Here is a 25495-nt window from a genome sequence, read left to right as displayed (position 1 = left end):
ATTTCATTATAACAAAGAATTTAGATTGTGGGGATTTTTGGAAGAATTCAATTTTGAATGGATTTTGGAGGGAGAATTGATTTTTGGGGTGGGATTTGAGGGGAGAATTCAATTTTGGTAGTTGGTTGAAGGATTTGGAAGTGAATAAATTAGTAAAATGATTCTATTGGCCTATATCGTAGAGATGTTTTCTTTTGGATTAAGTTATGAATGTGTATTTTTTGTGTGAGGAGTTTGGTGTTATGAGCGGTAGCGAGCTTTCTATGAGCGCGAGCGACAATTCTATGAGCGGATGTACGCTTTCTATGAGCGTGAGCGACAATTCTATGAGCGGATGTACACTTTCTATGAGCGCGAGCGACACTTCTATGAGCGGATGTACGCTTTCTATGAGCGTGAGCGACACTTCTATGAGCGGATGTATACTTTCTATGAGCGCGAATGACACTTCTATGAGCGGATGTACACTTTCTATGAGCGCGAATGACAGGTCTATGAGCGGATATATACTTTCTATGAGCGTGAGCGACAATTCTATGAGCGGATGTACACTTTCTATGAGCGCGGACACTCCCTCCACTCAAGACGACACAAAAAAACTGCCCACAAGTGGTGGGCAGTTTTTAGCGTTTGAATAAATAGCCAGCGTATGTTTTCCAGTGGGTTTCTTTCCATTTGTCCCAGCTTGGTACTTGGAGTGGGAGTGGGTGGAAGACGCGCTGGTTGTCTAGGTAGCTGTCTAGGTTGTCGTTGTGTAGAGCGATTACACCTGGTTCGATTCCGCTTGTAAGGATGGAGCGGTTGAGTTCGGTGAATGGCGTGTCAACGGTGCGTAGGATCGCTCGGCCGTTTGTGTCAAGTGTCCAAATTTGGGCACGGTCGTTGTGTTTGTTGAGTAGCCAGTTGGATTGGATGCTGGCTGCTTCGTTTGCTTCATCGGTTTGGATGAAGGTGTTGACGTTGGTGCCGAATGGTAACTCTAGTTGTTCGTTTGATGGTGCGATGCGTACTTCGTAATAGGCGAGCGGATTGGATTTCTGCGTGTTGCCCAGTGACTTGTAAGCTTTTAACCATTTGTCATCTTTTGCGGATACTTTCGCAACCGAAATTACGACACCGTCTAGTGTAGAAATTTCGGTTGGGTAGTCCGGTTGGATGCGGTCGCGAACTTCAGCGAGTTTTCTTTCTTTCGCTGTTTGTGTTTGAACGGGTGCTCCTGGTGGCGGTGTGCCGTCATTTAATGTGCCGTCCGGATTGGTGATGGCTCCGTCTGTTTGAGTAGTGGTGCCGTCTGGGTTCGAAATGGTTCCGTCGGGATTCGTAATGGAGCCGTCGGGATTGTTGATTGTGCCGTCCGGATTAATTACGCTACCGTCGGGATTCGTGATTGAACCGTCCGGATTTAATGTTCCTTCTGAATTTGGTGTATTTTCAGGAGCTGTTTTGGTTGTTGTATCATTCGGTTCGTTCGGCTTTGAAAGCGTGCCGTCCGGATTTGTGATTGAGCCATCTGGGTTGTCCATTGAACCGTCGGGATTGCCTGATGTGCCGTCAAAGTTTTCTTCACCTGGCTCTAATTTGACTGGTGGGATTTTCCCTTCATCCCCCGTATTGAGGCCGTCAAATTGTTCGTCGTCGATTAGTACGTCACGCGGTGGTGTTCCGTCGGCTGAAACCGCTACTGCTTTTTGGTTCTGTAGCATGCCTACTGCGTCCGGTTGTTTAGCTGGCAATGGCGGAATGAATGGTGTGCGGATCGAGTCGTGTTGAATCGTTACGAGTTCGCCCGGTTCGACTTTCGGCCATTCTTTGTCCAGTACATACGTGACAATCGTTTGGTCTGTGCTGTATATATCGACGGATGGCGTGTCGCGATTGATTTTCACCACGTAGCCGCTTACTGGAGTGGTCATAGCTGTTTCTGATGGCAGTTCAGCAATTTTCGAATCCAGTGTCGCTATCTCGCGTTGCACTTTTGCGAGATCACGTTTTGCGTCCGCAATCGCTTGAGAGAATGTCCCTTCTTCGATCACTTCTACGTCTACATTAAGGTTGACACGTACTTTATTTTCATCATTTGAATCATAGTAATCATTCTTGCGTTTTGAACCGCCACTGATCGACTGCTCGTACTCTAGATCACTAATCGTCTGACTAATGGCAGAAGATTGGTTTTGCAGAGCTGTTAATTCGGCGTTGAGCTGTGTGCGCTGTGAATCGACGTCATCGACTTTTAGCGAAGCGAGTTCCGCACCCGCATCCACAGACTCCCCTTCTTGAACGAGCCAAGAATCTAGCGTTTGTCCTTCTTTTACATAAATCGTATGCAAGTCTTTCGGTGCGATGAAGCCTTCTTTTTCAAGATCTTTCGTATAATTGTCTGTAACGAGTCGCTCATAGTCGCTAATGTAAACGGATTTCGGAATATCGCTTTTATGAGAGAATACGAGCAACATATTTAACGAAATAAACGCAGTAATGAGGACCGCTACGATGAGGTTTTGTGATTTCATCATTTATAGTCCCCCTATCATTAGTAAGTTCAGTAGCTTGTCAATCGGAATGAAGCCTCCGAGTGCTGTAATGAGCGCGAATGCTACTTGCAGTGCGATCAATAACCAGATCGTGTTTTTGCGCACTTCATTGTGTATTTCTCCAAAATCATATTCATCTTCTTCTACTTTATAGAAGCTGATGAATCGATACTGCAGCGCTACGATAAGTGCGGAGAAAATCGTTAATTGATTGACGAATAAAATAATGTACCAGTTTTCAAGAAACGTCATCGCCAGCGGTCCGAACGAAAGAATCGATACCGTTGCCACCTTGCCCGCCACTGCGAAGACAAGGAAGTTTATGAGTTTTTCAAATAATAATAATCCTACCACGACTAACTGCAATTTTAGTAGTGGTTTGAAGGGGATATTCGTGATCAAGCTTAAAATCCATGCGACGCCCCAGAAGTGGAATGCCATGTAGACAATGGACCACAGAACCGATCCGAGTAAGGCTACGTATCGACTGATTGTGTAATCGTCGAGTGTGCCGTTTGCCAAAATATATGTCAGCGTGTCCGTATTCATGCCCCACATGCCACGGAGAATGTAGAGGATGATGCCGAAGATGAAGACGCCAAACACACGGCGTTTAAATTGCGTTACCGGTCCTTGCCCTAATTGGTCGGCAAGTCGGTCTGGATATACTAATGAGCGCCAATAACCGTAAGTAGAATGCATGTGTACTTCTCCTTTATCTCCAACTTGTTCATTCGAATGTTATCAATTTCTATCTCTCTTACTTTATCAAAAAATGACGAATTTGCAACGAATGTCTCGCATTGCGAGCGAATTTGGTAGAAGTTGTGAGTTTTACTTGAACGGAGAGAGGTGGAGAAAGCGTTGTTGGATGAGGTGAGGCTGACTTGGAGTGTCATGCGGCTTGCGCTTCCAGACGATACGCTTTCCGGAGGGGGCGCGGCGGACCTGATCCTCCCGGAGTCGATCGTCTGTAAGCTTCAGCCGTCTTTGTGTAGGCAAGACAGTTTGATCACTCTTTGTATATGGTGAAAGACCAACTAAATAGACTTGTCTGATACAATGCGACCGTTTTTGAAGTTAAAAAGCGGTGACGTGTTGCTAGCTACTATGACTGTTTCGACGAATTGAGTGGAAAAAGAAATGACTCTATATGCACTCAATCAGGCAATCCATAGCTCAATCCACACTGTTCAGGAAGCGTAACTTACCATACTTAATTTCTGGACGAACACTAACTGGCTTCCCGACACAAACTCAAGGATTCTCCCGGAAGAACCGGCGACTCTGGGAGGATCAGCGTGACAGGCGTAATCGCCAACGCACTTTTGGCGAGTCCGCCGCGCGCCCTCCAGAAAGCGTCCGGTTCTGCAGGGAGAATCCTAGCACGTACACTCTTTTTCTGCACTATACAGGAGAAGTTACTTATCCTACCTCAATTTCTGAACGAACACCAACTGACTTCCCGACAAAAACTCAAGGATTCTCCCGGAAGAACCGGCGACTCCTGGAGGATCAGCACGACAGGCGTAATCGCCACGCACTTCTGGCGAGTCCGCCGCGTGCCCTCAGGAAAGCGTCCGGTTTCTCTCGGGAGAATCCTAGCACATACACTACTTTTCTGCACTGGAGAAGTCACTTACCCCATTCTAACTTCTGTCCGTGCACCAACCAAAGTCCTGACTAGCCTAGTTCCAACTATTCATTTAATTATCTGAATGTTTTTAAATTAACAAAATAGGTTATAATTAGAAATGTAACGAGGCAATACGTGTCAAATACATAAAAGGAGTGGTGAGCGATGAATTTGGATAAGACGATCGAGTTTACGTGGCAGGATTTTGCATTAGGTCTTGGAGGATCGGCAGTATTTGTAGTAGCGCTCCATTTTCTAACGTTATGAAGACAGTTGATAGACGATTTTCACCTAAATAAAAACACCTCTGTTTTGACGCATGAGCCATGCGCTTATAACTGAGGTGTTTTTTACGTGATCATTATCAAATTAGCCGCAGTCCTTCCGTCAACTCCTTAAACAAGAGTCGGTTTTTCGTTTCGAGTGCGTAATCTACCATTCGTTCCCAATTATCTCGCTCCAACTGCTCCACTAATCCGTCTGCTTCCCGCATATTCTCTTCCTGTAGATGGCCTTCCAATTCCATCGCTCCTTCGAGTATAGTCGACAAATGCAAATGTAAATCGGAAACTAGCAACAATTGAAATAGTGGGATCTTAATGAACCGATGCCCACGTTGAAAAACGAATACCTCTGCTAAGTTTTCAATCTGCAGACTTTTTGTATTGATGATTATTTCTTTTCCTTCGGCCGGGATGAACTGAAATACTTCGTCGTCTCGTTTGATCGAAAAATATTGATAGGCGAATACAAGACGTAAGTTGAATTCTTCTTTCCTAGTAAAAAATGGCTTGATCCGCTGTATGAGCAGCATGTCTTCTCCCTCCCTTTTCATAAATACCATGACATGTATCGTTGCCGCCAAAGGCTTCGAATGACTATGAGAGTTTGTTCCCTCAAATCATTTGAATATTCCGACTACTATTAATATATCACAAGTTGGAGGGTTTTGTGCATGATATGAGTCTAGATGTACTCAATATGTCAAGTTTTTTTGAGGTTTTCATGCATATTCAGCAGTTTTGCATTATGTAAGGGGTAATTCATTACTAATTTAAGCGATCCGACCGAAAATTGATTCGAGCACCGAAGATGTATAATAGAGACTATTTCATTTCGGATCGCAAGCATTTATTTTACAGCAATGAAAGATTTCCGCAGGGGTACATAGTGGATTCTATCCGACTCTAGCTTCGCGATGATTTTCTTGCTTATGTCCACCGCGCACTGATTATACGTAAAACAGATCCGATCGTTTGCGTAATAAATAATTACTTGCTTAAACAGCATTTCAAAACAGACTACATCATATAAATAAAACACCTTCCCTTCATTATCATGCACCATTTTCTCTGCACATTGTTCTAGGGCTTGTAAAAAAGATAAGTCTTTGAACAGCTTGTGCCGACGATCATCTAAATGAGCGCGTAATTGAGAAATATGTAACATCAATTGAATTTTGTCTATTGTTTTCACCTCCCACTCTTTCACCTACTTAATTTTCTCATATTTCCTTAAAAAAGGGATTTACTTGCCGAATCGGTAAAAAAAGTTGCCTAATCGGCATTTTTCGAGAATCTACTCTTTTTTTCTTATACGATGGCGAGAAAAATGGGTGATGGAATATGAGTTTTGGTTCGCAATTGCGTGAGTTTCGCGAGGAGTATTTGCATATTACACAAAAACAGATGGCGCAAGATTTGGGTGTAAATCCAGGAACCATCTCACGGTATGAATCAGATGAACGAGAGTTCCCAATTGAACAGCTTAAAGTCGTGAAGGAACTTTATCGTATTCCGGATGAGATGTTCTTGGCTATTCTTTTGGAGCGTCCGTTGAAAACAGTACGATCAGGGAACGGTTTGCGAACGCTGGATAGTACAAGCGATTATGCGAATCGTTCAGCAGACTCTGTGGTGGAAGAACAGTACATGCGTGACATAATGGCAATTGCAGAACGAATGGCACCGGAAAACCGTGCGTTATTTTTTACCGGCTTACAAAGTTTTATTCAACTGTACAAAAACCAATTAGACAACTAACTCAGAATCTTCATATGGCTTCCTAACCAGTAGCAATGGGACAGAAAAAACGCTATAATGGGAAGAATGCTTTATGAAGGAGTGGATTCGGTGCAACTGACGATCGAACGAATAGCTACTATGCACGAAAATGAAATTAAAGAGTTCATGAATCATATTAAACATACATTTGCGCCATCGATTCCACAACAAGCGGACACTGTGCGTAAAGCGGCTTCCCTCGTCCGCATGAATGCAGTCGGTGCTTATCGTTATACTGAAAGCGAACAATCGATTATGGCGAATATTTCCGGAACCGAGTCTGAATTTGCGCGTTTGTCATTCCAGACGATGGAACCTTATTGCACATGCTTACATGATAGCTGGTGTGCACATCAGATTGCGGTCGTTTTTCATTTATACGCCCAGTTTCATTCGCTGTCGGATTGGTTGCATGCTTGGCGGCAATCAGGAACCGTACAAACCCAATTATCAATTTCTGAGCGCACGCCGGAAGCTTGGATTACAGCGCTGTCTACGCTAGTTCAGCCTCTTTCTGAACTAGATCATAAAGATGGGCCGACCGGATTTTTGCATTATGTCTCTAAAATTGAACAGCAAAAGACGCGGCTTTCTCCATTTGAATGGGAATGGAAGCCGCTCTTTTCACTGTACTACCAGCTGACGCTATTACGCGCGGCTTGGCCTTTTTTGCGTCAGGAGTTAGCGTCGAATGATTCCTATCATTACGGCAAATGGCAACTGACGATCTGGCTGAATGAACAGTTATCGGAGTTAAAAGCGGGCATTACACAATTAAGCTCAAAATCTAAATTATTCGAAACAGATGCATTTCATACGAAGTTGAAAGATTTGATCCATTCATTCGCAGTCGAAGAGGAAGGATTATTTTCGAAGCGTTTTGAAGCGTTCCGATTGGTTTATACTGAATTATACGCAGATGAAGTCGATGTAGCGGAGGAGCTTGAACGATTACAACAAGGTGCTGCTAACGACGCCCCATTATTTCGTGCATTCCTTTATTTGACGTCTGGACGTTTTGACGAACTGGATCATGAGCTGGAAACATTGGATCCGACGGCTGTACCGCAGTGGCTCGCTTTTGCGCTGTATGCAAAAGAAGATGAAGACTTTGATATTGTGCAATCCATTATGTTGAAGTTACTGCCCCACTTAGCGGATTATTATCAACAGCTCGCTACACGCAATCGTTCAGCTTTTGCGGAAGAAATTGATGAGTTACTGGCCTTATCAGACGTCTCAGAAGAGCAGCGTGATCAGCTATTTCAATCGTACGGCGCAGAAGCAAATCGCGCCTATGGAAAATTTCTTTTCGAACGGAGCCGGTACGAAGAATGGGCTGCACTTATGCATTTGACTCGCGGATCGATTGATATGATTGACGGATCGCTTTTAAAAACTGCGCTTGCAGAAGATTCGAAAGCTGTGTTTCCACTCATGCATGCGGAAGCGCTGAAATTAGTAAAAGAGAAGAACCGTGATAGTTATCGACGGGCTGTGCGTTTATGGAAGCAAATGAAGACCGCAGCCAAACGTGACGGGCGCAATGAATTCTGGAACCGCTATGTCAATACAGTTCGCCAGCAATTCCCCCGACTGCGTGCACTGATGGAAGAAATGGAGAAAGGAAACTTGCTGCTATGACTGAGTCGAACATTTTGCAACTCGCACTACATTTGACATTAAAGGAAGGATCAGATGGCGGTTTTCTCGTTTCCGCCACTGTCGCAGGAGAAAAAAGAGCTATTGACGCAGATATGCTCGTGTCGTATTTGTTTTATTCTGATGAACAGACGCTCTATGGCATGCTCGTACCGCATCGGGACAATTGGCTGGAAGTGACGGTCGATGAACTGTTGCGATTATTTTCCACTTCCAGCCACCCGTACGTCCACTACGCAGGAGCTACTGCTGAAGACGAAGACATTTTGACTGGAATTCGTGAAGCCGCCACGCTTTGGCAAGATCCAGCGCTATTCTCTTATATTCAGGCTAATGAGGACGGATTGTCTTTTGCTGTTCAGGAAACAGATTTATCTGAGCGAGCAGGGCGTTACATATCGCTTGCGGTGCGTGGACAACTAGCCACTCTTGGCGTGTCGATGGCGGATTTCCCTGTGTTGCTCCCCCACTTCCAGCAATATGGCTGGCCGCATAGCGAAACGACGAAATTCCCGTTCCGCATCGCTCTCCGTTTAACAGAACCTGCTATAGACGAGACCGACTGGTTGCTCGAAACGGTACTGATTAGTGAGCGTGGTGCGCAGTGGACGCCTGCCATTCGTAAAGTGAATAGTTCGATTGAAGAAGCTCTACCTGCTAAGCGAAAACCATATGCACAAGATATTGCCGAACGACAAGCTGAGATGATCGGGATTTTCCGTTCTGTTGAGTTACCTGAAAAAGATCAATTCGTCCACATGTTACTTAACGATGCGCAAGTGCGAATTTTCATTCAGGAAGATTTACCGCTTTGTCAGGCATTCGATTACCCTGTCATCTTACCTGCTTGGCTTAAGACGGTGACGGAGACGAAGTTGAAAATCCGTACGTCAGCCGGTATGCAATCGTACCGTTCCTCCGCCAGTCTCGATCAAGTGCTGTCGTTCGACTGGCAGTTTTCGCTTGCCGGCGAGCAAATCGATCGGGAGCAATTTCAACGGATGGTCGATGAAAATCGTGAATATATCCGTGCAGGTGACGAATGGTTTCATTTAGATCCCGCTTGGCTCAAGAGGATTCGTGAGTTAATGGAACAAGTCGATGACGGGGAATGGACAGTGAAAGATTTACTCTTCCATGAAGTGCCTGAAGAAATTGCGCCAATCCTCGAAGAAGAGGAAGAGGAGGATCCTTTGTTGGCTTTCTCTATGCAGCAATCATTGCGACAAGTGATGACGATGTTACAGGAGAAAAAAGGGTTGCCTGCTGTTCCGGTACCGACGGAGCTACAGGCAGAGTTACGTCCGTATCAGCAAGAAGGCTTCGAATGGCTTCATTTCATGCGGGACAACCAATTCGGGGCTTGCCTCGCAGATGATATGGGACTCGGAAAGACAGTTCAGCTCATTACGTATTTACTTTATGTGCATAATGTACCGGAAACTGATACTCCTTCGCTGATCATTTGCCCGACAAGCGTTATGGGTAATTGGCAGAAGGAGCTCGAACGGTTCGCTCCATCGTTACGCGTCCATGTGCATTACGGGACTAATCGTGCCCGCGAAGAGCAATTTGAGGAGATTCACCGTCAAGCAGACATTGTGCTAACAACGTACGGCACCGCCACGCAAGACGGGGAAATGCTGTCTGCTTATACATTCGCCAGCGTCACAATCGATGAAGCGCAAAACATCAAAAATTTGCAGACGAAGCAGTCGCGCGCTATTCGTAAGCTTCGCGGGATTCACCATATCGCGTTAACGGGTACGCCAATTGAGAACAGATTGTCGGAGCTTTGGGCTATTTTTGATTTTATCCATAAAGGCTATTTGGGCAGTTTTCGCAAGTTTAGCGAAGAGTTTATCGTGCCGATCGAACGGGATGATTTGGAAGCGGAGAAGCGCAAATTACGCTCTCGTATCCAACCTTTCATGATGCGACGGACGAAAAACGATCCTGCCTTACGTTTAAATTTACCGGAGAAGCTGGAGCAAAATGAGTATGTGCCGCTGACGACTGAACAGGCGGCGCTTTATGAAAGTTTTGTTGCGGAGACGAAGTTCAAGCTGGAAACACTTACCGGCTTTGAACGGAAAGGCTTAATTTTAAAGATGTTGAGCCGGTTGAAGCAATTATGTAATCACCCTGCCCTATTCTTAAAAGAACCACCCGCGCCCGCTGCGGAGTTAATGAAACGTTCGAATAAAACAGCGAGAATCGTCTCTATGGCAGCGGAAATCGCATCGAATGGCGAGCAGTGTTTGATTTTCACGCAGTATATCGGTATGGGGCAAATGCTGCGCCAGTGCTTGTCGGAGTTGCACGGAATTGATGTGCCGTTCTTGACGGGCAGCATGCCGAAGGGGCAGCGTGATGCGTTAGTAGAGGCTTTTCAAAACGGGGAATTCCCTATTTTCATCCTGTCATTAAAAGCAGGAGGTACGGGATTGAATCTAACTCAAGCAAACCATGTATTACACGCGGATCGCTGGTGGAATCCGGCTGTGGAAAATCAGGCAACGGACCGCGCGTATCGAATCGGGCAGACGAAATTTGTACATGTGCATAAGTTTGTTACTGTCGGTACGATTGAAGAAAAGATTGATGAAATGCTCGTAGAGAAAGCTGCGTTATCCGCTGATTTGATTCATTCGAGTCAATGGCTAACTGAGTTGAATGATCGGGAGTTGGATGAGTTGTTGTCGTTTACTTAATATATAGGCCTGTATCTTCTAAAGATACGGGTCTTTTTATGTTTGTTTAGGCTGTGTGGGTAGAAAAAAGGGATTCGTTTTCACAGTTTCCAAGTAATTCAGACGTTCATTCAAATTGGCGATAATACGTATGAGTTGACCAATTTGTTTTTCCAGTCTTTGAACGTCTTCCTGATGCGTCGTTTGGGCAGACGAGGAATCAGGCTGATTGATGAACTTATTTTCCCGCATGGACATTCCCCCTTTCAATTAGTACTGTATGTATTCCAGCCGCTCTTTGGAAGTGGTCTCCGAAGAGCGGTGGATGTGTTGGCTTACATTCTATTCCTATGCTACTCCCAGTGCGAGGGTCCCCTCCCTCTTCACCAGGGATTGGTATGACTTGGCGAATATGCTTGTAGTGTCGTACTTTTTTTAGTTGCTACATGTGTCAGGAATTGATCAGTAGCGTGTGACATGGCGGCGGATGTGCCTTTGCATTCACCTCTCTCTACTACTGTTTTTTAGAAAATTGGAAGAGCTTGTTCTGTTGGCTTTACTTCTTCAAACTGTTTGGACTCTGTAGATGAAGGCGCTGTGTTTTCGGAGTGCTTGGATCGGGCTGATTTCGAGGACAGAAAACGGATTTCATCGCATACTACTTCTGTGATATACACTTTCGACCGATCTTCTCGTTCATAGTTGCGTGTGTGAATACTGCCGCTAACTCCTACGAGCGATCCTTTACCGCAATGACGCACGAGATTTTCAGCAGTTCTTCCCCAGACTGAACATAAAACAAAATCAGTAGCGACTTCACCATTTGCATTTTTGAAGCTGCGGTTGATTGCGAGGACGAATGTGGCGTTCACTCGTCCTGAGGTATGTTCTTTAAGCGTAAGATCTTTGGTGATGCGCCCAACTAAAGCCACTTGGTTCACTAATTGTCCCTCCCTTCATTGGATTGATCTTATCGTATGTCAGATGTTCTTTTTACGCAAAGTGGCAAAATTGAATTTTGATGTCATTATCGGGGGTGTTTTTCAATTTTCATTCGAATGATTTTTCAGCTTTTCGCGATTTGAATGGGTTTTCAGCTGTTGTGATAGGAGGCGTTTTTGAATTCTCATATATTTTGCGTGTTTTATGCTATACTTGGGGAAATTGTACTGAGGTGATTGAATTGAAAACGTTTAAGATGCTTTCAGTGGAGGTCATGCAAGATGACGGTGTCTTGCCATTCCCTCTATATGATGGGATTATTATCAATCAGGAAAACAGCCATAGATTATGGGTGTTGGAACTTTATATTGATGCTAAATACGAAGAGATTATGGAGAAGTGGAGATCGGAGAAAGCCTTGCTGACGGTACGGGTAGTGATTTCCTATCCTGGTAACGAGCCGGCTTCATTCGTCGTGTCGGTGGAAGATTGGCGGCACATCGGGGATCGAATTTCCGTATTAATGAAGGGTCGTCTGAAGCGGGCTCGTTCGAAGTATGCTGAGCATTTATTGGAAGAGTTGCTGGATGAAGGTTTGGCAGGCGATGCGTTGTTGGAGCGTTTTGAGACTGGCATGTGGGATCGTCCGAAATTGAAGCGTGATTTGATTCCCGATGAGAAGAATTAGGAGGAGCTGCTACTTAATTGTGGCGGCTTTTTTTGGTTGAGGTGGTTGGGTGGGTGGTCTATGAGCGCGAGGACGTGGGCTATGAGCGTAACACCGCATTCTATGAGCGCAACACCGTGTTCTATGAGCGCAGCACCGTGTTCTATGAGCGCAACACGCATTCTATGAGCGCAGCACCGCATTCTATGAGCGCAACACGTGTTCTATGAGCGCAGCACCACGTTCTATGAGCGCAACACCACGTTCTATGAGCGCAACACCACATTCTATGAGCGCAACACCGCATTCTATGAGCGCAACACCACGTTCTAAGTCAAGTCCTTGATCTTGTGTAAATTACTTATCCCCTATTGAATGTCACTTCACGGATAGTTCGATTTGCTGTTCCCGCAGGGAGGGGGTACCCCCTCCCTGCGGGAACAGTTTTGTTTTGACTTACCGTAGCGGGCTGCCTTTTTGTAGACGTTCATCCGCCTCCATCAGCACAGCACCGATCAGTCGAAAGGCAGACTGCTCATTTGGAAAAATGCGGATGACTTGTTCTCTTCTTCGCACTTCTTGATTTAAGCGTTCTAGGTGATTGGTAGAACTTGTATAGCGATGATAACGAGAAGGCTCATTTAAGAACTGCGTGGCCTCATCATAGCCTCCCTCAAGAATATCTAACGCTTTTTGAACACGTGGCTCTTTCGCATACTTCTCTACCAGCCGTTCTTTCGCTTCCCGAGCTCCTTCAAGATCAGAGCTCATAAAAATAGTGCGCACGTCCGCCATAAAGGATTTGGCCATTTTTTTCGGTAATGCTTTTAGTAGATTCCGCTTGAAATGGACAGTACATCGTTGCCAAGAAGTCCCGACAAACTCCTGGCTAATCGCCTTCTTGAGCCCCTCATGTGCATCCGAGATGACAAGGTCAGGAGATTGGAGTCCACGTCGCTTTAGACTCTGGAGGAACGACTGCCAAGCTTCGAAACTCTCTGCTTGATCAATTTTCAGCCCCACCACTTCCCGGCGGTTGTCCGTGCTGATCGCCGTCGCGATATAAACTGCTTTGGAAACCACTTTTCGATTCTCACGGACTTTGATATACATGGCGTCCACATGCAAGTAACGATACGTCGTCACATTCAAAGGACGGCTGGCCCATTGGTTGACGATCGGATCGAGCTGGGCAGTCAGTGAAGATACGAAAGATTTAGAAACCGTTTCTCCGCATAATGTCTCGATAACATTCGTCACTTTCCTTGTGGAAACGCCACTGACCACCATCTCTAGCATGGAAAGCATAAACGCCTGGTCCACCCGTGCATATTTTTCAAAAACCGATGTCGAAAAACCACCTTCTCGTGTACGCGGAACTTTTAATTTCACGCGCCCGACAGTGATCATCAGTTCTCGTTCATAGTAGCCGTTGCGATAGTCACGTCGCTCAGCTACTCGTTCATATTTGGCCGTTTCCAAATACTCATCTCTTTCTTTTTCCATATACTCATTTAATATGAGAACGACAGCAGATTTCAGCACGTTGTCCAGATTAGAAGTCATCACCGCTTCTTTTAGTTCTTCCTCGTTTATGTTAAGATAATCAAATAGGGTCATCATCAATTCCTCCTCAATGTGATCGTGGTTGTGAACATTGTAACATAGGGAATTGATGTGGCTCTTTTTCTATTTACACAATTATATGGACTTTATCACGTTCTATGAGCGCGAGGACGTGGTCTATGAGCGCGTCCACACTGCCCTACAAGCGCCTTTCCACCCTTCGCATACTCAAACCCGCCACAACGCCAAAAACGACCCGTGCGCTATGCGGCAGGGGTCGTTTTTGATAGATATGGAGAATCTTCATCGGACTTTTCGATCTTCGTTTCGGAGAACGCCGTCAGGAGCTGTGTCGTTGCCGTTCATTTCTCCTTGCATCGTGTTGTCGTCGCGTGCGCCGCGGTGATTCAGGCCATCGTCGCGATTATTATCCATTTGGTCACGATTGTTTTCTTCGATGATGCCTTTACGATCGCGTTCCATTACCCCGCCATTGTCGCGGTTGTTATCGTCTAAGCCGTCTAGGTTAGGTCCTACACGCTCGTTAGGTGTCAAATCGCGTTCTAGTTCTTGCATCGGTGTTTCGTTATTGTCTGGGAGCGCGCCTTTGTCTGAATTACAGGCGGTTAGAACGAGTGCGGATGCGAAGACTACGGGCAATGCTTTTCTGATCATAAAAAAATTCCCTCCTTTTTTTGCAAGCTGTCAATCATACGGGTTCGTACGATCTTTGTTAGCTTGTGCGAAAAGGAAAGAACTATTCATGTCATTATTTCAACTGGCCTACGTTTTCTTCTAGTAAGTTTTGAACGTATACTGCCTCTGCTTTACAGCCATATTCATAATGAGTATTGAGTTTTTCTTGAAGAATTTCAATTTGAGCGATTTGCTCTTCTGTTGGCGGGTCATTCAGGATGCGAATCAATACTTCCTCTACTCGCTTCGCCAAATCTTCGTGGAATTGCGGGTCTGAAATGACGTCCTCAGGAATTTTATCGTACCACAGCGCCTTGGTCGTAATGTATTCACGCCAATTTGCATAAAATTGTTCTATATTGTAGTGCTCCGCGGACCAACCGATTTCGTTCATGTATTGTTCGAATGATTGAGAAATGGAGCGAGTAATACTGCTTTTAATATTCGGAGAAAGCTTTTTAAGCATGCTCGTTGTAACCTCCCACTGTATGCCGAATATGGCATTGCAATGTTCATTGTATCAAATTTTTCACATATTGCAAAATAATTTTATCGTTCTTGCACAGGACCGAGAGCAAATGTGATTTCTGCCTCACATGCCACTTCACCGTCTACTGTGGCAACAGCTTTTCCTTTGCCGATGGATCCGCGCAGGCGCACGATTTCTACTTCTAGACGTAACGTATCACCAGGTGTGACTTGACGTTTAAAACGGCAGCTGTCAATGCCTGCGAAAAATGCCAGACGTCCTTTATTTTCTTCTTTTTTCAATAAAGCGACTGCACCGACTTGAGCCAATGCTTCTACAATAAGGACACCTGGCATAACAGGGTAGCCCGGAAAGTGACCATTGAAGAACTCTTCATTGATTGTGACATTTTTCAGCCCTACTGCACGTTTGCCTTCTTCTACTTCTTCGATACGATCGATTAGCAGAAAGGGATAACGGTGAGGGATAATTTCTTGAATTTGTTGTGCATTTAGCATGATTTGAGCTCCTTCATTCCTTATGATTTGCCATTCATAATATCAAATATATGTTGCCACGTTTCTTTTTTGAACACATCTTCGGCTGAACCATCTCCAATGATACTGAAACCTACGACTGCCCCTAATGCTGCTGCCAATGCGATTAGTACGAGAAGGATGAGTACGCGCAACCAAATCGGAAATAAGCGTATTTGAACCCATCTTACTTCACTTGCTGATTTCTCTACTTTTTCTTTATGCCATCTTCTTTTTTTAGTAATTGCAGGATCCGGCTTCGTAGCTTCCGTACCGGTAGTCGGCGCATCCACGGTGACTGATTCGGTTTGTGAATCGGTCGACGTAATGTCTACAGTTGGCGGCGACTCGGGTGAACTTTCAAGAATCTCTTCTGTCGATGCTTGCAGTTCTACGGCAGGTTCAGATGCTTTTGATGTTACGGAACCATCCGGTGTTTCTGACGCCTCAGCTTTTTCGACTATCGGTTCATCCGGTGTTTCTATAGGTAATTGATTTTCACGTTTTTCTTCTGTCATAGTCAGTACTCCTAGCGCACGCTTAGCGGATGCCGTTGATCAAACCAAGCATTTGATCGGCCAATGTTACCGAACGTGCATTAAATTGGTAGGCCCGTTGCGTCGCAATTAAATCCGTCATTTCTTTTTCATAGTGAACGTTAGACGTTTCTAATGCTTGGTTTTGCATTTCGATTTCACTACGTCCGGCGCCAATCATTTCTGTCAATAAGTCGTTAGCTGCGATTCCGAGCGCCGCCAAGTTTTCAGGCAATCCGAAGTTTGTTGCTGATAATTGAACCATGGAGTCGGGCTTTTCTAGCACAGTCACTCCTAACTCAATTCTGTCTACTCCGCCTGGATGAGTGACTTCGAGTATGCCATTCGGCTGCACGCGGTAATTGGTTGCGTCACCCGGCATGATAACAGGACGTCCCGCGCTGTTGGCGACAGGCAGTCCATCTTCATTAACTAGCATATTTTGGCCGTTTGCTGTTGGAGAAACGTAGAAGTTACCTTTTCGGGAATAGATAATTTCTTCGCCGCCATCAATCGGCTGAATTAAGTTGAAATGTTGTTTTGGTGCCGTTAACGCAAAGTCCAGTTGACGATCCGTTATTTGCACTGCACCGACTTTCCAGTTCATTTGCAGACTGCCGACTCTTGAACCGCTCCCCATGCGGATTCCCGCTTCGGAACGTCTCGGAGCTTGATCGGCTTTGTCGTTGTTGATTTGTTGATAGAGTAATTCTTGAAACTTCGCATCGTTTGCTTTATAGCCGTGCGTAGCGGTATTGGATAAGTTATTGCCGATTAAATCTAGACGGTGCTGCAATTGGTTCATTGTATTCACAGCAGTGGTCATCGTTCGAAGCATGTGAGACGACTCCTTTCGCGTTATATGTACTCATCAGTTGACACGTCCTACTTCATTGACCGCTTTTTCCATACTTCGGTCATATGCTTGCAACACTTTTTGATTGGCCTCGAATGCTCGGTACGCTGTCAGCATATCGGTCATCGTGCGTGCGGAATCTACATTGGAATCTTCAAGATATCCTTGTTGCATGGAGTATTGCCCGCCTGCCGGAAGTTCTGTTCCGTCTGCCGTGGTAAATAAACCGTTATCGCGTTTGAGCAGAGTATCAGGCTCGTCTGAGTAAGCAATGCCTAATGTAGCGGCTTGTGTTTCTCCTGTAAAAATGACGCCTTCTTGTGTAATTCGAATGTCATCACTTGGCAATTCAATGCGATTCCCTGCTGTGTCTAAGACGAATAGACCCATTGGATTGGTTAGAAATCCTTCTGCATTGACAGTGAAATTACCGTTTCGTGTGTAGTATGGATCGCCATTCTCGCCTTCCAGTGTAAAAAACACAGTGCCTGCAATGCCGGTCTCTTCATTGATATCCATCGGTCCATCAACTAACGCCACATCTGTTTTTAACTCGGTTTCTCTCAATTGACCTTGGGCGAATTGCGGCAGTGTTTCCTGCATGTAAACACCCGTCGAAAGTTCGCCTACCGGAGAAAGTCCTTTGAAATGTAATCCTTTTTCCGTAGGCACACGCATCGCATCCAAACGAGACATGAACATTTCAGGAAACGCCCGAATAGCAGACTGCTCTGCTTTATAGCCCGGTGTATTAGCGTTCGCTATATTATTTGAGAGCATCTCTGTCCGCCGCTGCTGTGCGATCATGCCCGATCCTACCGTATAAAAGCCACGAAACATTTCTTTCACTCCTTTGAAATCCGTACTCGTATTCATCTTCTAATGATTCAAATGAATATATCTTCTTATTATACACTATTTTCTATTTGCATGTCAGGTCATCTTGTGCGTGCCGGTGTTTTCGTGACGGTTTCTAATAAAATGCCCGTTCCCTCTGCCAAGCACGTTAAAGGATTGTCCGCAACAAACACAGGAGCATGTAATTCTTTTGACAGTAAGACATCGATTCCCGGTAGCAATGCGCTGCCACCCATAAGGATAATTCCATGATTCATAATGTCTTTCACGAGTTCTGGCGGCGTTTTTTCAAGTGTCGTTCGAGCGGTCTCTACAATTTTACTAATGGGCAAATGAATGGCTTTTCTAATTTCTTCAGCTGTTACTGTACATGTTTTCGGTAAGCCTGTCCCTAAATCACGACCATGAATGGCTGTAGAGATCGGCTTTTCGTCAGTTGGCAGCACAAGTCCTATTTCTTTCTTTACTCGCTCTGCTGTCCGTTCGCCAATATATATTTGATAATGCTTTCGAATATGTTGAATGATCTGTTGGTCAAATTCTTTACCTGCTGTCGCAATCGTTCCAAACGATACGATGTCACCCATTGATAGTACGGTAGCATCCGTTGTACCTGCTCCGATATCAATAATCATATGACCGGTCGGATGTGAGTTATCAATACCTGCACTAATGGCAGCAATTTTAGGTTCTATTTCCATCGTCATCTGTTTACTTCCTGATTGTTCGACGACTTGCCGAATCACTTGGCGCTCAACATGCGTCGTATGCGCAGGACAGCACATGATGATTCGAGGTCTGGACAAACGGCTTTTCCCCTGTATTTTTTCAAGAAAATGAGTGAGTAATGCTTGCATCATGTCAAAGTCAGCTATCACACCATTTTTCATCGGATGCAGCGTTTCCAGGTTCTCCGGTGTCCGGCCAATCATTCGGTAGGCTTCCTTTCCGAAAGCTACTAGTTGTTTTGTTTGCTTATTACTTGCTACGACTGTCGGTTCATCGAGGACAATTCCTTTCCCTTTCATATAGATCAATGTATTGGCTGTACCCATGTCTATTCCTATATCTTTTGAAAACATCGTGTCCCCCCGTTCGTCGTCTTCGTCTACACTCTCTAGCTGTCCATTCTACCATAATTCTACTGTAAATGGCATGATTCTACCGGTATTTTCCTAGGAATGGCGAATCTTGCATAGCTATACTGAAAACAAAAAAGCCGCAAGCTTATTCACTCGCTTGCGGCTGATCGTTATTTAAAAGCAGTAGTCGCTTTTATCGCTTTTTTCCATCCTGTATATAATTCAGTGCGTGTTTCTTCGTTCATTTTCGGTTCAAACGGATGATCGAGTCGCCAGTGGGTTGAGATTTCTTCACAATCTTTCCAAAATCCTACAGCGAGTCCTGCTAAGTAAGCTGCTCCGAGTGCTGTCGTTTCATTGACCGTTGAACGTTCGACAGGCACATTGAGCAAGTCTGCTTGGAATTGCATAAGGAAGTCGTTTGACACGGCACCGCCATCAACACGCAATGTTTTTAAAGCAATTTTCGAATCTGCTTCCATTGCATCGAGGACGTCCTTCGTTTGATAAGCAAGTGATTCCAGTGTCGCACGTACAAAATGTTCTTTCGTCGTGCCACGGGTCAGTCCAAACACTGCACCTTTCACATCACTATCCCAATACGGTGTGCCGAGTCCTACGAATGCCGGTACTACGTAGACACCTTCTGTAGATTTCACACGCTTGGCATAGCTTTCACTTTCGGAGGCGCTACGGAACATCCGAAGCCCGTCACGCAACCATTGAATCGCAGAGCCTGCAACGAAAATACTGCCTTCGAGTGCATATTCTACTTTGCCGTTAATGCCCCAAGCGATCGTTGTGAGTAATCCATTATCCGATGTTACTGCTTTTTCTCCGGTATTCATGAGCATGAAACAACCTGTGCCATACGTATTTTTCACCATTCCACTTTCAAAGCATGCTTGCCCGAATAATGCAGCCTGCTGATCTCCTGCAATGCCCGCAATCGGCGCTTCATAACCGAAGAAATGTTTGGCATCGGTATGTGTATACACTTCCGAAGACTGGCACACCTTTGGTAACATTGATGCCGGAACGTCCAAAATCGACAGCAATTCTTCGTCCCATGTTAATTCGTGAATGTTGTACATCAACGTTCGTGAAGCATTGGAATAGTCCGTAACATGGGCTTTTCCGTCAGATAATTTCCAAATGATCCACGTGTCAATCGTACCGAATAGCAAATCACCGTTTTCAGCCTGTTGACGTGCTCCTTCTACGTGATCCAAAATCCATTTCACTTTCGTTCCCGAAAAATAGGAATCGATGAGCAAGCCTGTTTTTTTACGGAATAATTCATTGTAACCGTTTTCTTTTAACTCCTCACAAATATACGCTGTTTGACGTGATTGCCAGACAATCGCGGGATAGACAGGATCTCCTGTATGTTTGTTCCAGACGACTGTTGTTTCTCGTTGATTTGTAATGCCAATTGCTTCAATTTGTGTAGCTGCTAGATTTTTTTCTGATATGACTGCAGCAATGACGGATAAAATGGAACTCCAAATTTCATCTGCATTATGCTCTACCCATCCTGCTTTTGGAAAGTATTGTGTGAATTCTTGTTGTGCGGTGTGGAAGATCTCGCCTTTTGCATCAAATAAAATTGCTCGTGAACTAGTTGTTCCTTGGTCAAGTGCCAATATATATTTTTCGGTCATTTTTCATTCCTCCAATAGAGTTGTTATATAAGTTGAATGCTTGTTACATATCCAATGTGGTGCAATAAAAGAGTATACGTGCTAGGATTCTCCCGAGAGAAACCGGACGCTTTCCTGAGGGCACGCGGCGGACTCGCCAGAAGTGCATTGGCGATTACGCCTGTCAAGTGCAAAGATGTGCTCCTTCTCGCTGCGCTTCACTCGCAAAAGCCGTCCTTCGCAACGGCTCTTCCCGATCCTCTAGGAGTCGCCGGTTCTTCCGGGAGAATCCTTGACTTAGTGTTCGTAAGTCAGTCCGTGTTCGTCCAGAAATTAGAGTAGGGTAAGTGACTTCTCCTTTGCAGTGCAGAAAAAGAGTATACGTGCTAGGATTCTCCCGAGAGAAACCGGACGCTTTCCTGAGGGCACGCGGCGGACTCGCCAGAAGTGCATTGGCGATTACGCCTGTCAAGTGCAAAGATGTGCTCCTTCTCGCTGCGCTTCACTCGCAAAAGCCGTCCTTCGCAACGGCTCTTCCCGATCCTCTAGGAGTCGCCGGTTCTTCCGGGAGAATCCTTGACTTAGTGTTCGTAAGTCAGTCCGTGTTCGTCCAGAAATTAGAGTAGGGTAAGTGACTTCTCCTTTGCAGTGCAGAAAAAGAGTGTACGTGCTAGGATTCTCCCGAGAGAAACCGGACGCTTTCCTGAGGGGACGCGGCGGACTCGCCAGAAGTTCTTTGGCGATTACGCCTGTCGTCCTGATCCTCCAGGAGTCGCCGGTTCTTCCGGGAGAATCCTTGACTTAGTGTTCGTAAGTCAGTTTGTGTTCGTCCAGAAGTAGAGTATGGTAAGCTCTACTTCCTGAACAGTGTAGATAAAGCTTTGGATTGCCTGATTGAATACATATAGAGTCATTGCTTTTTTCACTCAGTTCGTCGAAACAGTCATAGTAGCTGATGTTGGTCTTTCGCCACATACAAAGAGTGATCAAACTGTCTTGCCTACACAAAGTTCGGCTGAAGCTGGAAGACGATCGACTCCGAGAGGATCAGGACGACAGGTGTAATTCGCAGCATACTTTTGCGAGGTCCACCGCGTCCCCTCCGGAAAGCGTATCGTCTGGAAGCGCAAGCCGCAAGACTCTTCAAGTCAGCTTCACTCCATCTAACAAACGAATATAAAGTAGCAGACAAGCCCACGTAGTCATTCACCCTCTACAAAGAGTGATCAAACTGTCTTGCCTACACAAAGTACGGCTGAAGCTGGAAGACGATTGACTCCGAGAGGATCAGGACGACAGGTGTAACTCGCAGCATACTTTTGCGAGGTCCGCCGCGTCCCCTCCGGAAAGCGTATCGTCTGGAAGCGCAAGCCGCATGACTCTTCAAGTCAGCTTCACTCCATCTAATAAACGAACATGAAGTAGCAGACAAGCCCACGTAGTCATTCACCCTCTACAAAGAGTGATCAAACTGTCTTGCCTACACTAAGTCCGGCTTGTGCTGGAAGACGATCGACTCCGAGAGGATCAGGACGACAGGTGTAACTCGCAGCGTACTTTTGCGAGGTCCGCCGCGTCCCCTCCGGAAAGCGTATCGTCTGGAAGCGCAAGCCGTAAGACATGCTAATTCAGCCTCACTCCATCATATAATCACTATATTCCAGACAGTTATTAAACAAACGAACTAGACATCATGTAGTTAATCAAAAGCTGTGATACAGTACCTATTATACACACCGTTACTTCATCTCCACCTTTGTAACCCCTTGCATTTCATAGACTGAATCAAGTGATTTCCGTACAGAATAATGAGCACCTACTAAAACAGCTAAGACGATTCCGCCAACGATCCAGAAAGCTACGCTGTTTTCTGTCATGAAAAATTGTTTATAAAATAATGCGCCAAATACTCCACCGAGAATAGGACCGACAATTGGAATCCACGCATAGCGCCAATCCGATGATCCTTTTCCTGGAATCGGCAGCAAGAAATGTGCAATGCGCGGCCCTAGATCGCGCGCTGGATTAATCGCGTACCCTGTCGTTCCGCCGAGCGACATTCCGATCGCGATAATGAGCGCACCGACAATGAGCGGGTTCAGTCCTTCTGTAAATTCATTCGCTCCAATCGATAAAATGCCGAGTACGAGTACAAATGTGCCAATAATTTCGCTCGTCACGTTGGATAATGGATGACGAATGGCGGGAACTGTCGCAAAAACCGATAGTTTCGCTTCTTTGTCAGTCGTTTCTTTCCAGTGAGGTAAATAATGAAAATAGACGATGACCGCACCAATGAATGCGCCTAGTAACTGCGCCACGATATACATTGGTACGTCCGCCCATGCAAAATCTCCAATACTTGCCAGCCCGATCGTAACTGCCGGATTCAAGTGAGCTCCACTCGCTCCATCCACTGCATAAATTCCGACAGCTACCGCGAGTCCCCAACCTACCGTAATTACAATCCAACCCGCATTTTCAGATTTAGACTTTTTCATGAGAACACCGCCTACCACGCCGCCACCTAAAATAATCAAAATCATCGTACCTACCAATTCGCCAATAAAAGGTGTCATCCTTTCTCGCCTCCTCATTTTTGATGTGCAGTTACAACACACGAAAAAGCCCACAATTAAATCCCCGCCTAATGCGAGAAAATAATTGTGGGCTCCTGTACTCAACCACTTGTATGAACTTACTATCCAGTATATCTGCGCGGAAATTGTCTGTCAACAATAATTTCTACTTTATATCTTTTCTGTAAAGCTCTCCCACAATGCATGATCGGAAGTAGTAACCGCAATCGCTCCTGCTGCCAGCGCATCGTCGATATGTTTTTTCGTTCGTATTAAGCCACCATTTATGATCGGAATACCCGTCTGCTGTTGCACTTCTTCGATTAATTCCGGTATGACTCCCGGCAACATTTCAATAAAGTCCGGGGCGGTCTGTTTAATCAGCGAATAGCTTTTTTCCAGTGCAATCGTGTCCAGCAGGAACATGCGCTGGATCGCAATAATGCCTTTCGTTTTCGCTTTCGCAATCATATTCGAACGAGTAGAAATAATTCCTGCCGGATGCACATCATTACATAGAAACTCTGCCGCAAAATTATCAGTCTTTAATCCCTGAATCAAATCGGCATGGATAATAAGCTTTTTTTGTCGTTTATCTGCTTCATACTTTAATGTTTTGACATTGCTGATGTGTACTTCCAATAAGACAATATATTCAAACGGACTGTCTAGCAACTTCTCAAATTGTTTCGTCGTTCTCGCTGCGGGTAAAATTTTCTGGCCATTAAAGTACATATACTTCTCCCCTTACATGCGGTGTTACTTACAGCATATCATTTTACAGTCGTCGCTTTTCTAATTTCTTCGTCTAATTCTCGTTCTGCCTGCGTACGCTGACCTTCCGTCCACTGAAGAATGGCGGTCATTTCTTCTAGAACGTCTGACTTTCCTGCATATACATTATCGATATGGAAATATAAGTCCCCGGTACGACGCACGAAGAAGTCTGCTGGTTTCATCGTCATTTCATGTTCTATCGCATAACGTAACTTCACGTATAAAATACGCGGCATGTCGCTCACTGGTTCGAACGGTATGTTGAATACTTTGTCCACATTAGAGCCGTATAGTGCTGCTAAATGTTTACTTTCCCGTTCTGTAAAGCCAAGTTTGCGTCCCCGTTCAATCGCCTGTCCGATAAATTGGCTGTAGTTTGCTGATCCACCAATATCTCCACCAGATATCGGGAAGTGTTTCGTAATGCTGCGCGGAAACTTTCTGCCTGTTTCATTTGTCAGTTGTTGAACAATTTTATTGACTACGGTTTCAGCCATTTTACGGTAGCCGGTTAACTTACCGCCAGCAATCGTAATTAGCCCCTTATCAGATACCCACACTTCATCTTTTCTTGAGATTTCTGAAGGGCTTTTTCCTTCTTCATGAACGAGCGGTCGAACTCCGGCCCAACTAGACTCCACATCTTCTTTAGATACTCGCACGTCTGGGAACATGAATTGAATCGCGTTCAAAATGTAATTGCGATCCTCTTTCGTCATTTGCATCTCTTTTGGATCTCCTTCATAAAACGTATCTGTCGTACCTACATACGTTTTTCCTTCGCGCGGAATTGCAAAAATCATTCGCTGATCAGTCGTATCAAAATAGATTGCTTGCTGAAGCGGAAACACTGATTGATCAAAGACGAGGTGAATTCCTTTAGAAAGGATTAAATGCTTGCCTTTTGATGCACCATCCATCGTTTTCACTTCATCTACCCAAGGACCTGCTGCATTGACGACTTTTTTTGCTTGGATCGTAAATTTTTGGTCGCCGATCGTTTCGTTTACACGAACGCCTGAAATATGATTCTGCTCATCATAAACAAAACCTTCCGCGGTAGCGTAATTTATAATAGTAGCACCTTTCTCGGCGGCCGCTTTCATTACTTCAATCGTTAACCGTGCATCATCTGTGCGGTACTCGACATACATGCCGCTGCCTTGCAGTCCTTCTCTCTTAACAAGTGGTGCTTTTTTCAATGTCTGAGCAACCGTCAACATCGTACGGCGTTCAGACTTTTTAACGCCTGCTAAAAAATCATATACCTTCAATCCAATCGATGTGGAAAAGCTTCCGAACGTGCCGCCTTTATGAAATGGCAATAACATACGCTCCGGTGTCGTGACATGGGGGCCATTCTCATAAACAATCGCGCGTTCCTTCCCTAGTTCTGCCACTTCCTTCATTTCGAATTGTTTCAAATAACGCAGTCCACCGTGAACGAGCTTCGTGGAACGACTGGATGTACCCGATGCGAAATCCTGCATTTCAATTAACGCTGTCTTCAGTCCTCTAGTCACCGCGTCCAACGCGATCCCTGCTCCTGTAATGCCTCCGCCAATCACTACTACATCAAATGCCTCTGCTTGCAATTGGTCTACTACCGTTTGACGTTCCAATGAAGAAAATGTTGTCATCTGTCTCTCTCCTTAAAATAAAATAAAAAGAGACCTCGAAATAACAATTGCACGGATGCA

23 protein-coding genes are annotated in these 25495 nt (G+C 45.2%); 4 read left to right on the top strand and 19 right to left on the bottom strand.

All coding sequences use genetic code 11. The features are described 5' to 3' along the window. Positions 1 to 199 precede the first annotated feature (199 nt). From DV702_RS16975 to DV702_RS16450, 5 genes are all read right to left on the bottom strand, one after another. Positions 200 to 571 (bottom strand): hypothetical protein, encoded by a 372-nt coding sequence (locus DV702_RS16975; RefSeq protein WP_162805851.1) that lies wholly within the window; start codon positions 569 to 571, stop codon positions 200 to 202. A 52-nt stretch (positions 572 to 623) separates the two neighbouring features. Beyond that, the gene (locus DV702_RS16470; RefSeq protein WP_114925735.1) at positions 624 to 2516 is read right to left on the bottom strand and encodes a hypothetical protein; all 1893 of its coding nucleotides are present in this window, start codon (positions 2514 to 2516) and stop codon (positions 624 to 626) included. Beyond that, on the bottom strand, positions 2517 to 3236 hold the full coding sequence (locus DV702_RS16465; RefSeq protein ID WP_114925734.1) for a hypothetical protein: 720 nt from the start codon (positions 3234 to 3236) through the stop codon (positions 2517 to 2519). 1298 nt (positions 3237 to 4534) lie between these two features. Beyond that, complete coding sequence (locus tag DV702_RS16455; protein ID WP_114925732.1) at positions 4535 to 4984, bottom strand: transcriptional regulator; 450 nt, start codon at positions 4982 to 4984, stop codon at positions 4535 to 4537. A 317-nt stretch (positions 4985 to 5301) separates the two neighbouring features. Next, the gene (locus tag DV702_RS16450) at positions 5302 to 5646 is read right to left on the bottom strand and encodes a hypothetical protein (protein ID WP_162805850.1); all 345 of its coding nucleotides are present in this window, start codon (positions 5644 to 5646) and stop codon (positions 5302 to 5304) included. A gap of 149 nt (positions 5647 to 5795) precedes the next feature. Here DV702_RS16450 and DV702_RS16445 point away from each other — a divergent pair, with 149 nt between their 5' ends. Genes DV702_RS16445 through DV702_RS16435 form a run of 3 tightly spaced genes read left to right on the top strand, consistent with a single transcriptional unit; the run spans position 5796 to position 10609 of the window. Beyond that, on the top strand, positions 5796 to 6212 hold the full coding sequence (locus DV702_RS16445; protein WP_114925730.1) for a helix-turn-helix domain-containing protein: 417 nt from the start codon (positions 5796 to 5798) through the stop codon (positions 6210 to 6212). A gap of 57 nt (positions 6213 to 6269) precedes the next feature. After that, positions 6270 to 7877, top strand: coding sequence for a hypothetical protein (locus DV702_RS16440; protein ID WP_162805849.1), 1608 nt, complete (start codon positions 6270 to 6272; stop codon positions 7875 to 7877). Continuing rightward, positions 7874 to 10609, top strand: coding sequence for a DEAD/DEAH box helicase (locus tag DV702_RS16435; RefSeq protein ID WP_114925728.1), 2736 nt, complete (start codon positions 7874 to 7876; stop codon positions 10607 to 10609). Before DV702_RS16440 ends, DV702_RS16435 begins: the two co-directional genes overlap by 4 nt. A 36-nt stretch (positions 10610 to 10645) precedes the next feature. Here the strand turns inward: DV702_RS16435 and DV702_RS16430 are convergent, their stop codons facing one another. Then, positions 10646 to 10840 (bottom strand): hypothetical protein, encoded by a 195-nt coding sequence (locus DV702_RS16430; protein WP_114925727.1) that lies wholly within the window; start codon positions 10838 to 10840, stop codon positions 10646 to 10648. 272 nt (positions 10841 to 11112) lie between these two features. Next, positions 11113 to 11529 (bottom strand): single-stranded DNA-binding protein, encoded by a 417-nt coding sequence (locus DV702_RS16425; RefSeq protein ID WP_114925726.1) that lies wholly within the window; start codon positions 11527 to 11529, stop codon positions 11113 to 11115. Positions 11530 to 11771: 242 nt separating this feature from the next. Here DV702_RS16425 and DV702_RS16420 point away from each other — a divergent pair, with 242 nt between their 5' ends. Continuing rightward, positions 11772 to 12218, top strand: coding sequence for a YwpF family protein (locus DV702_RS16420; protein WP_114925974.1), 447 nt, complete (start codon positions 11772 to 11774; stop codon positions 12216 to 12218). A gap of 435 nt (positions 12219 to 12653) precedes the next feature. Here the strand turns inward: DV702_RS16420 and DV702_RS16415 are convergent, their stop codons facing one another. The 12 genes from DV702_RS16415 to DV702_RS16350 all read right to left on the bottom strand — a co-directional run bounded on the left by DV702_RS16415 (position 12654) and on the right by DV702_RS16350 (position 25435). Next, the gene (locus tag DV702_RS16415; protein WP_114924934.1) at positions 12654 to 13817 is read right to left on the bottom strand and encodes an IS256 family transposase; all 1164 of its coding nucleotides are present in this window, start codon (positions 13815 to 13817) and stop codon (positions 12654 to 12656) included. A gap of 249 nt (positions 13818 to 14066) precedes the next feature. Beyond that, positions 14067 to 14438: a hypothetical protein gene (locus DV702_RS16410; protein ID WP_114925725.1), complete on the bottom strand. Its 372-nt coding sequence runs from the start codon at positions 14436 to 14438 to the stop codon at positions 14067 to 14069. Positions 14439 to 14532: 94 nt separating this feature from the next. Beyond that, complete coding sequence (locus DV702_RS16405; protein ID WP_114925724.1) at positions 14533 to 14925, bottom strand: hypothetical protein; 393 nt, start codon at positions 14923 to 14925, stop codon at positions 14533 to 14535. Between the two features lie 83 nt (positions 14926 to 15008). Next, positions 15009 to 15446: a 3-hydroxyacyl-ACP dehydratase FabZ gene (fabZ, locus tag DV702_RS16400; protein WP_114925723.1), complete on the bottom strand. Its 438-nt coding sequence runs from the start codon at positions 15444 to 15446 to the stop codon at positions 15009 to 15011. A 20-nt stretch (positions 15447 to 15466) separates the two neighbouring features. Next, positions 15467 to 15982, bottom strand: a complete 516-nt coding sequence (locus DV702_RS16395; protein WP_114925722.1) for a DNA-directed RNA polymerase subunit beta — start codon at positions 15980 to 15982, stop codon at positions 15467 to 15469. A gap of 22 nt (positions 15983 to 16004) precedes the next feature. Further along, the gene (locus tag DV702_RS16390; RefSeq protein WP_114925721.1) at positions 16005 to 16838 is read right to left on the bottom strand and encodes a flagellar hook-basal body protein; all 834 of its coding nucleotides are present in this window, start codon (positions 16836 to 16838) and stop codon (positions 16005 to 16007) included. Between the two features lie 33 nt (positions 16839 to 16871). Next, complete coding sequence (locus DV702_RS16385; RefSeq protein WP_114925720.1) at positions 16872 to 17696, bottom strand: flagellar hook-basal body protein; 825 nt, start codon at positions 17694 to 17696, stop codon at positions 16872 to 16874. Between the two features lie 98 nt (positions 17697 to 17794). Continuing rightward, positions 17795 to 18796 carry a rod shape-determining protein gene (locus tag DV702_RS16380; protein WP_114925719.1) on the bottom strand — a complete coding sequence of 334 codons (1002 nt, stop codon included), beginning with the start codon at positions 18794 to 18796 and terminating at the stop codon, positions 17795 to 17797. 170 nt (positions 18797 to 18966) lie between these two features. Further along, on the bottom strand, positions 18967 to 20460 hold the full coding sequence (glpK, locus tag DV702_RS16375; protein ID WP_114925718.1) for a glycerol kinase GlpK: 1494 nt from the start codon (positions 20458 to 20460) through the stop codon (positions 18967 to 18969). A gap of 1718 nt (positions 20461 to 22178) precedes the next feature. Then, a complete protein-coding gene (locus DV702_RS16360) occupies positions 22179 to 23018 on the bottom strand; it encodes an MIP/aquaporin family protein (RefSeq protein ID WP_114925716.1) in 840 nt (279 codons plus the stop codon). Between the two features lie 171 nt (positions 23019 to 23189). Next, positions 23190 to 23753 (bottom strand): glycerol-3-phosphate responsive antiterminator, encoded by a 564-nt coding sequence (locus DV702_RS16355; RefSeq protein ID WP_114925715.1) that lies wholly within the window; start codon positions 23751 to 23753, stop codon positions 23190 to 23192. A gap of 38 nt (positions 23754 to 23791) precedes the next feature. Then, the gene (locus DV702_RS16350; RefSeq protein WP_114925714.1) at positions 23792 to 25435 is read right to left on the bottom strand and encodes a glycerol-3-phosphate dehydrogenase/oxidase; all 1644 of its coding nucleotides are present in this window, start codon (positions 25433 to 25435) and stop codon (positions 23792 to 23794) included. Positions 25436 to 25495 lie beyond the last annotated feature (60 nt).

Source organism: Sporosarcina sp. PTS2304 (assembly GCF_003351785.1).
Taxonomy (GTDB): domain Bacteria; phylum Bacillota; class Bacilli; order Bacillales_A; family Planococcaceae; genus Sporosarcina.
This window is presented reverse-complemented; position numbering and strand designations above follow the sequence as displayed.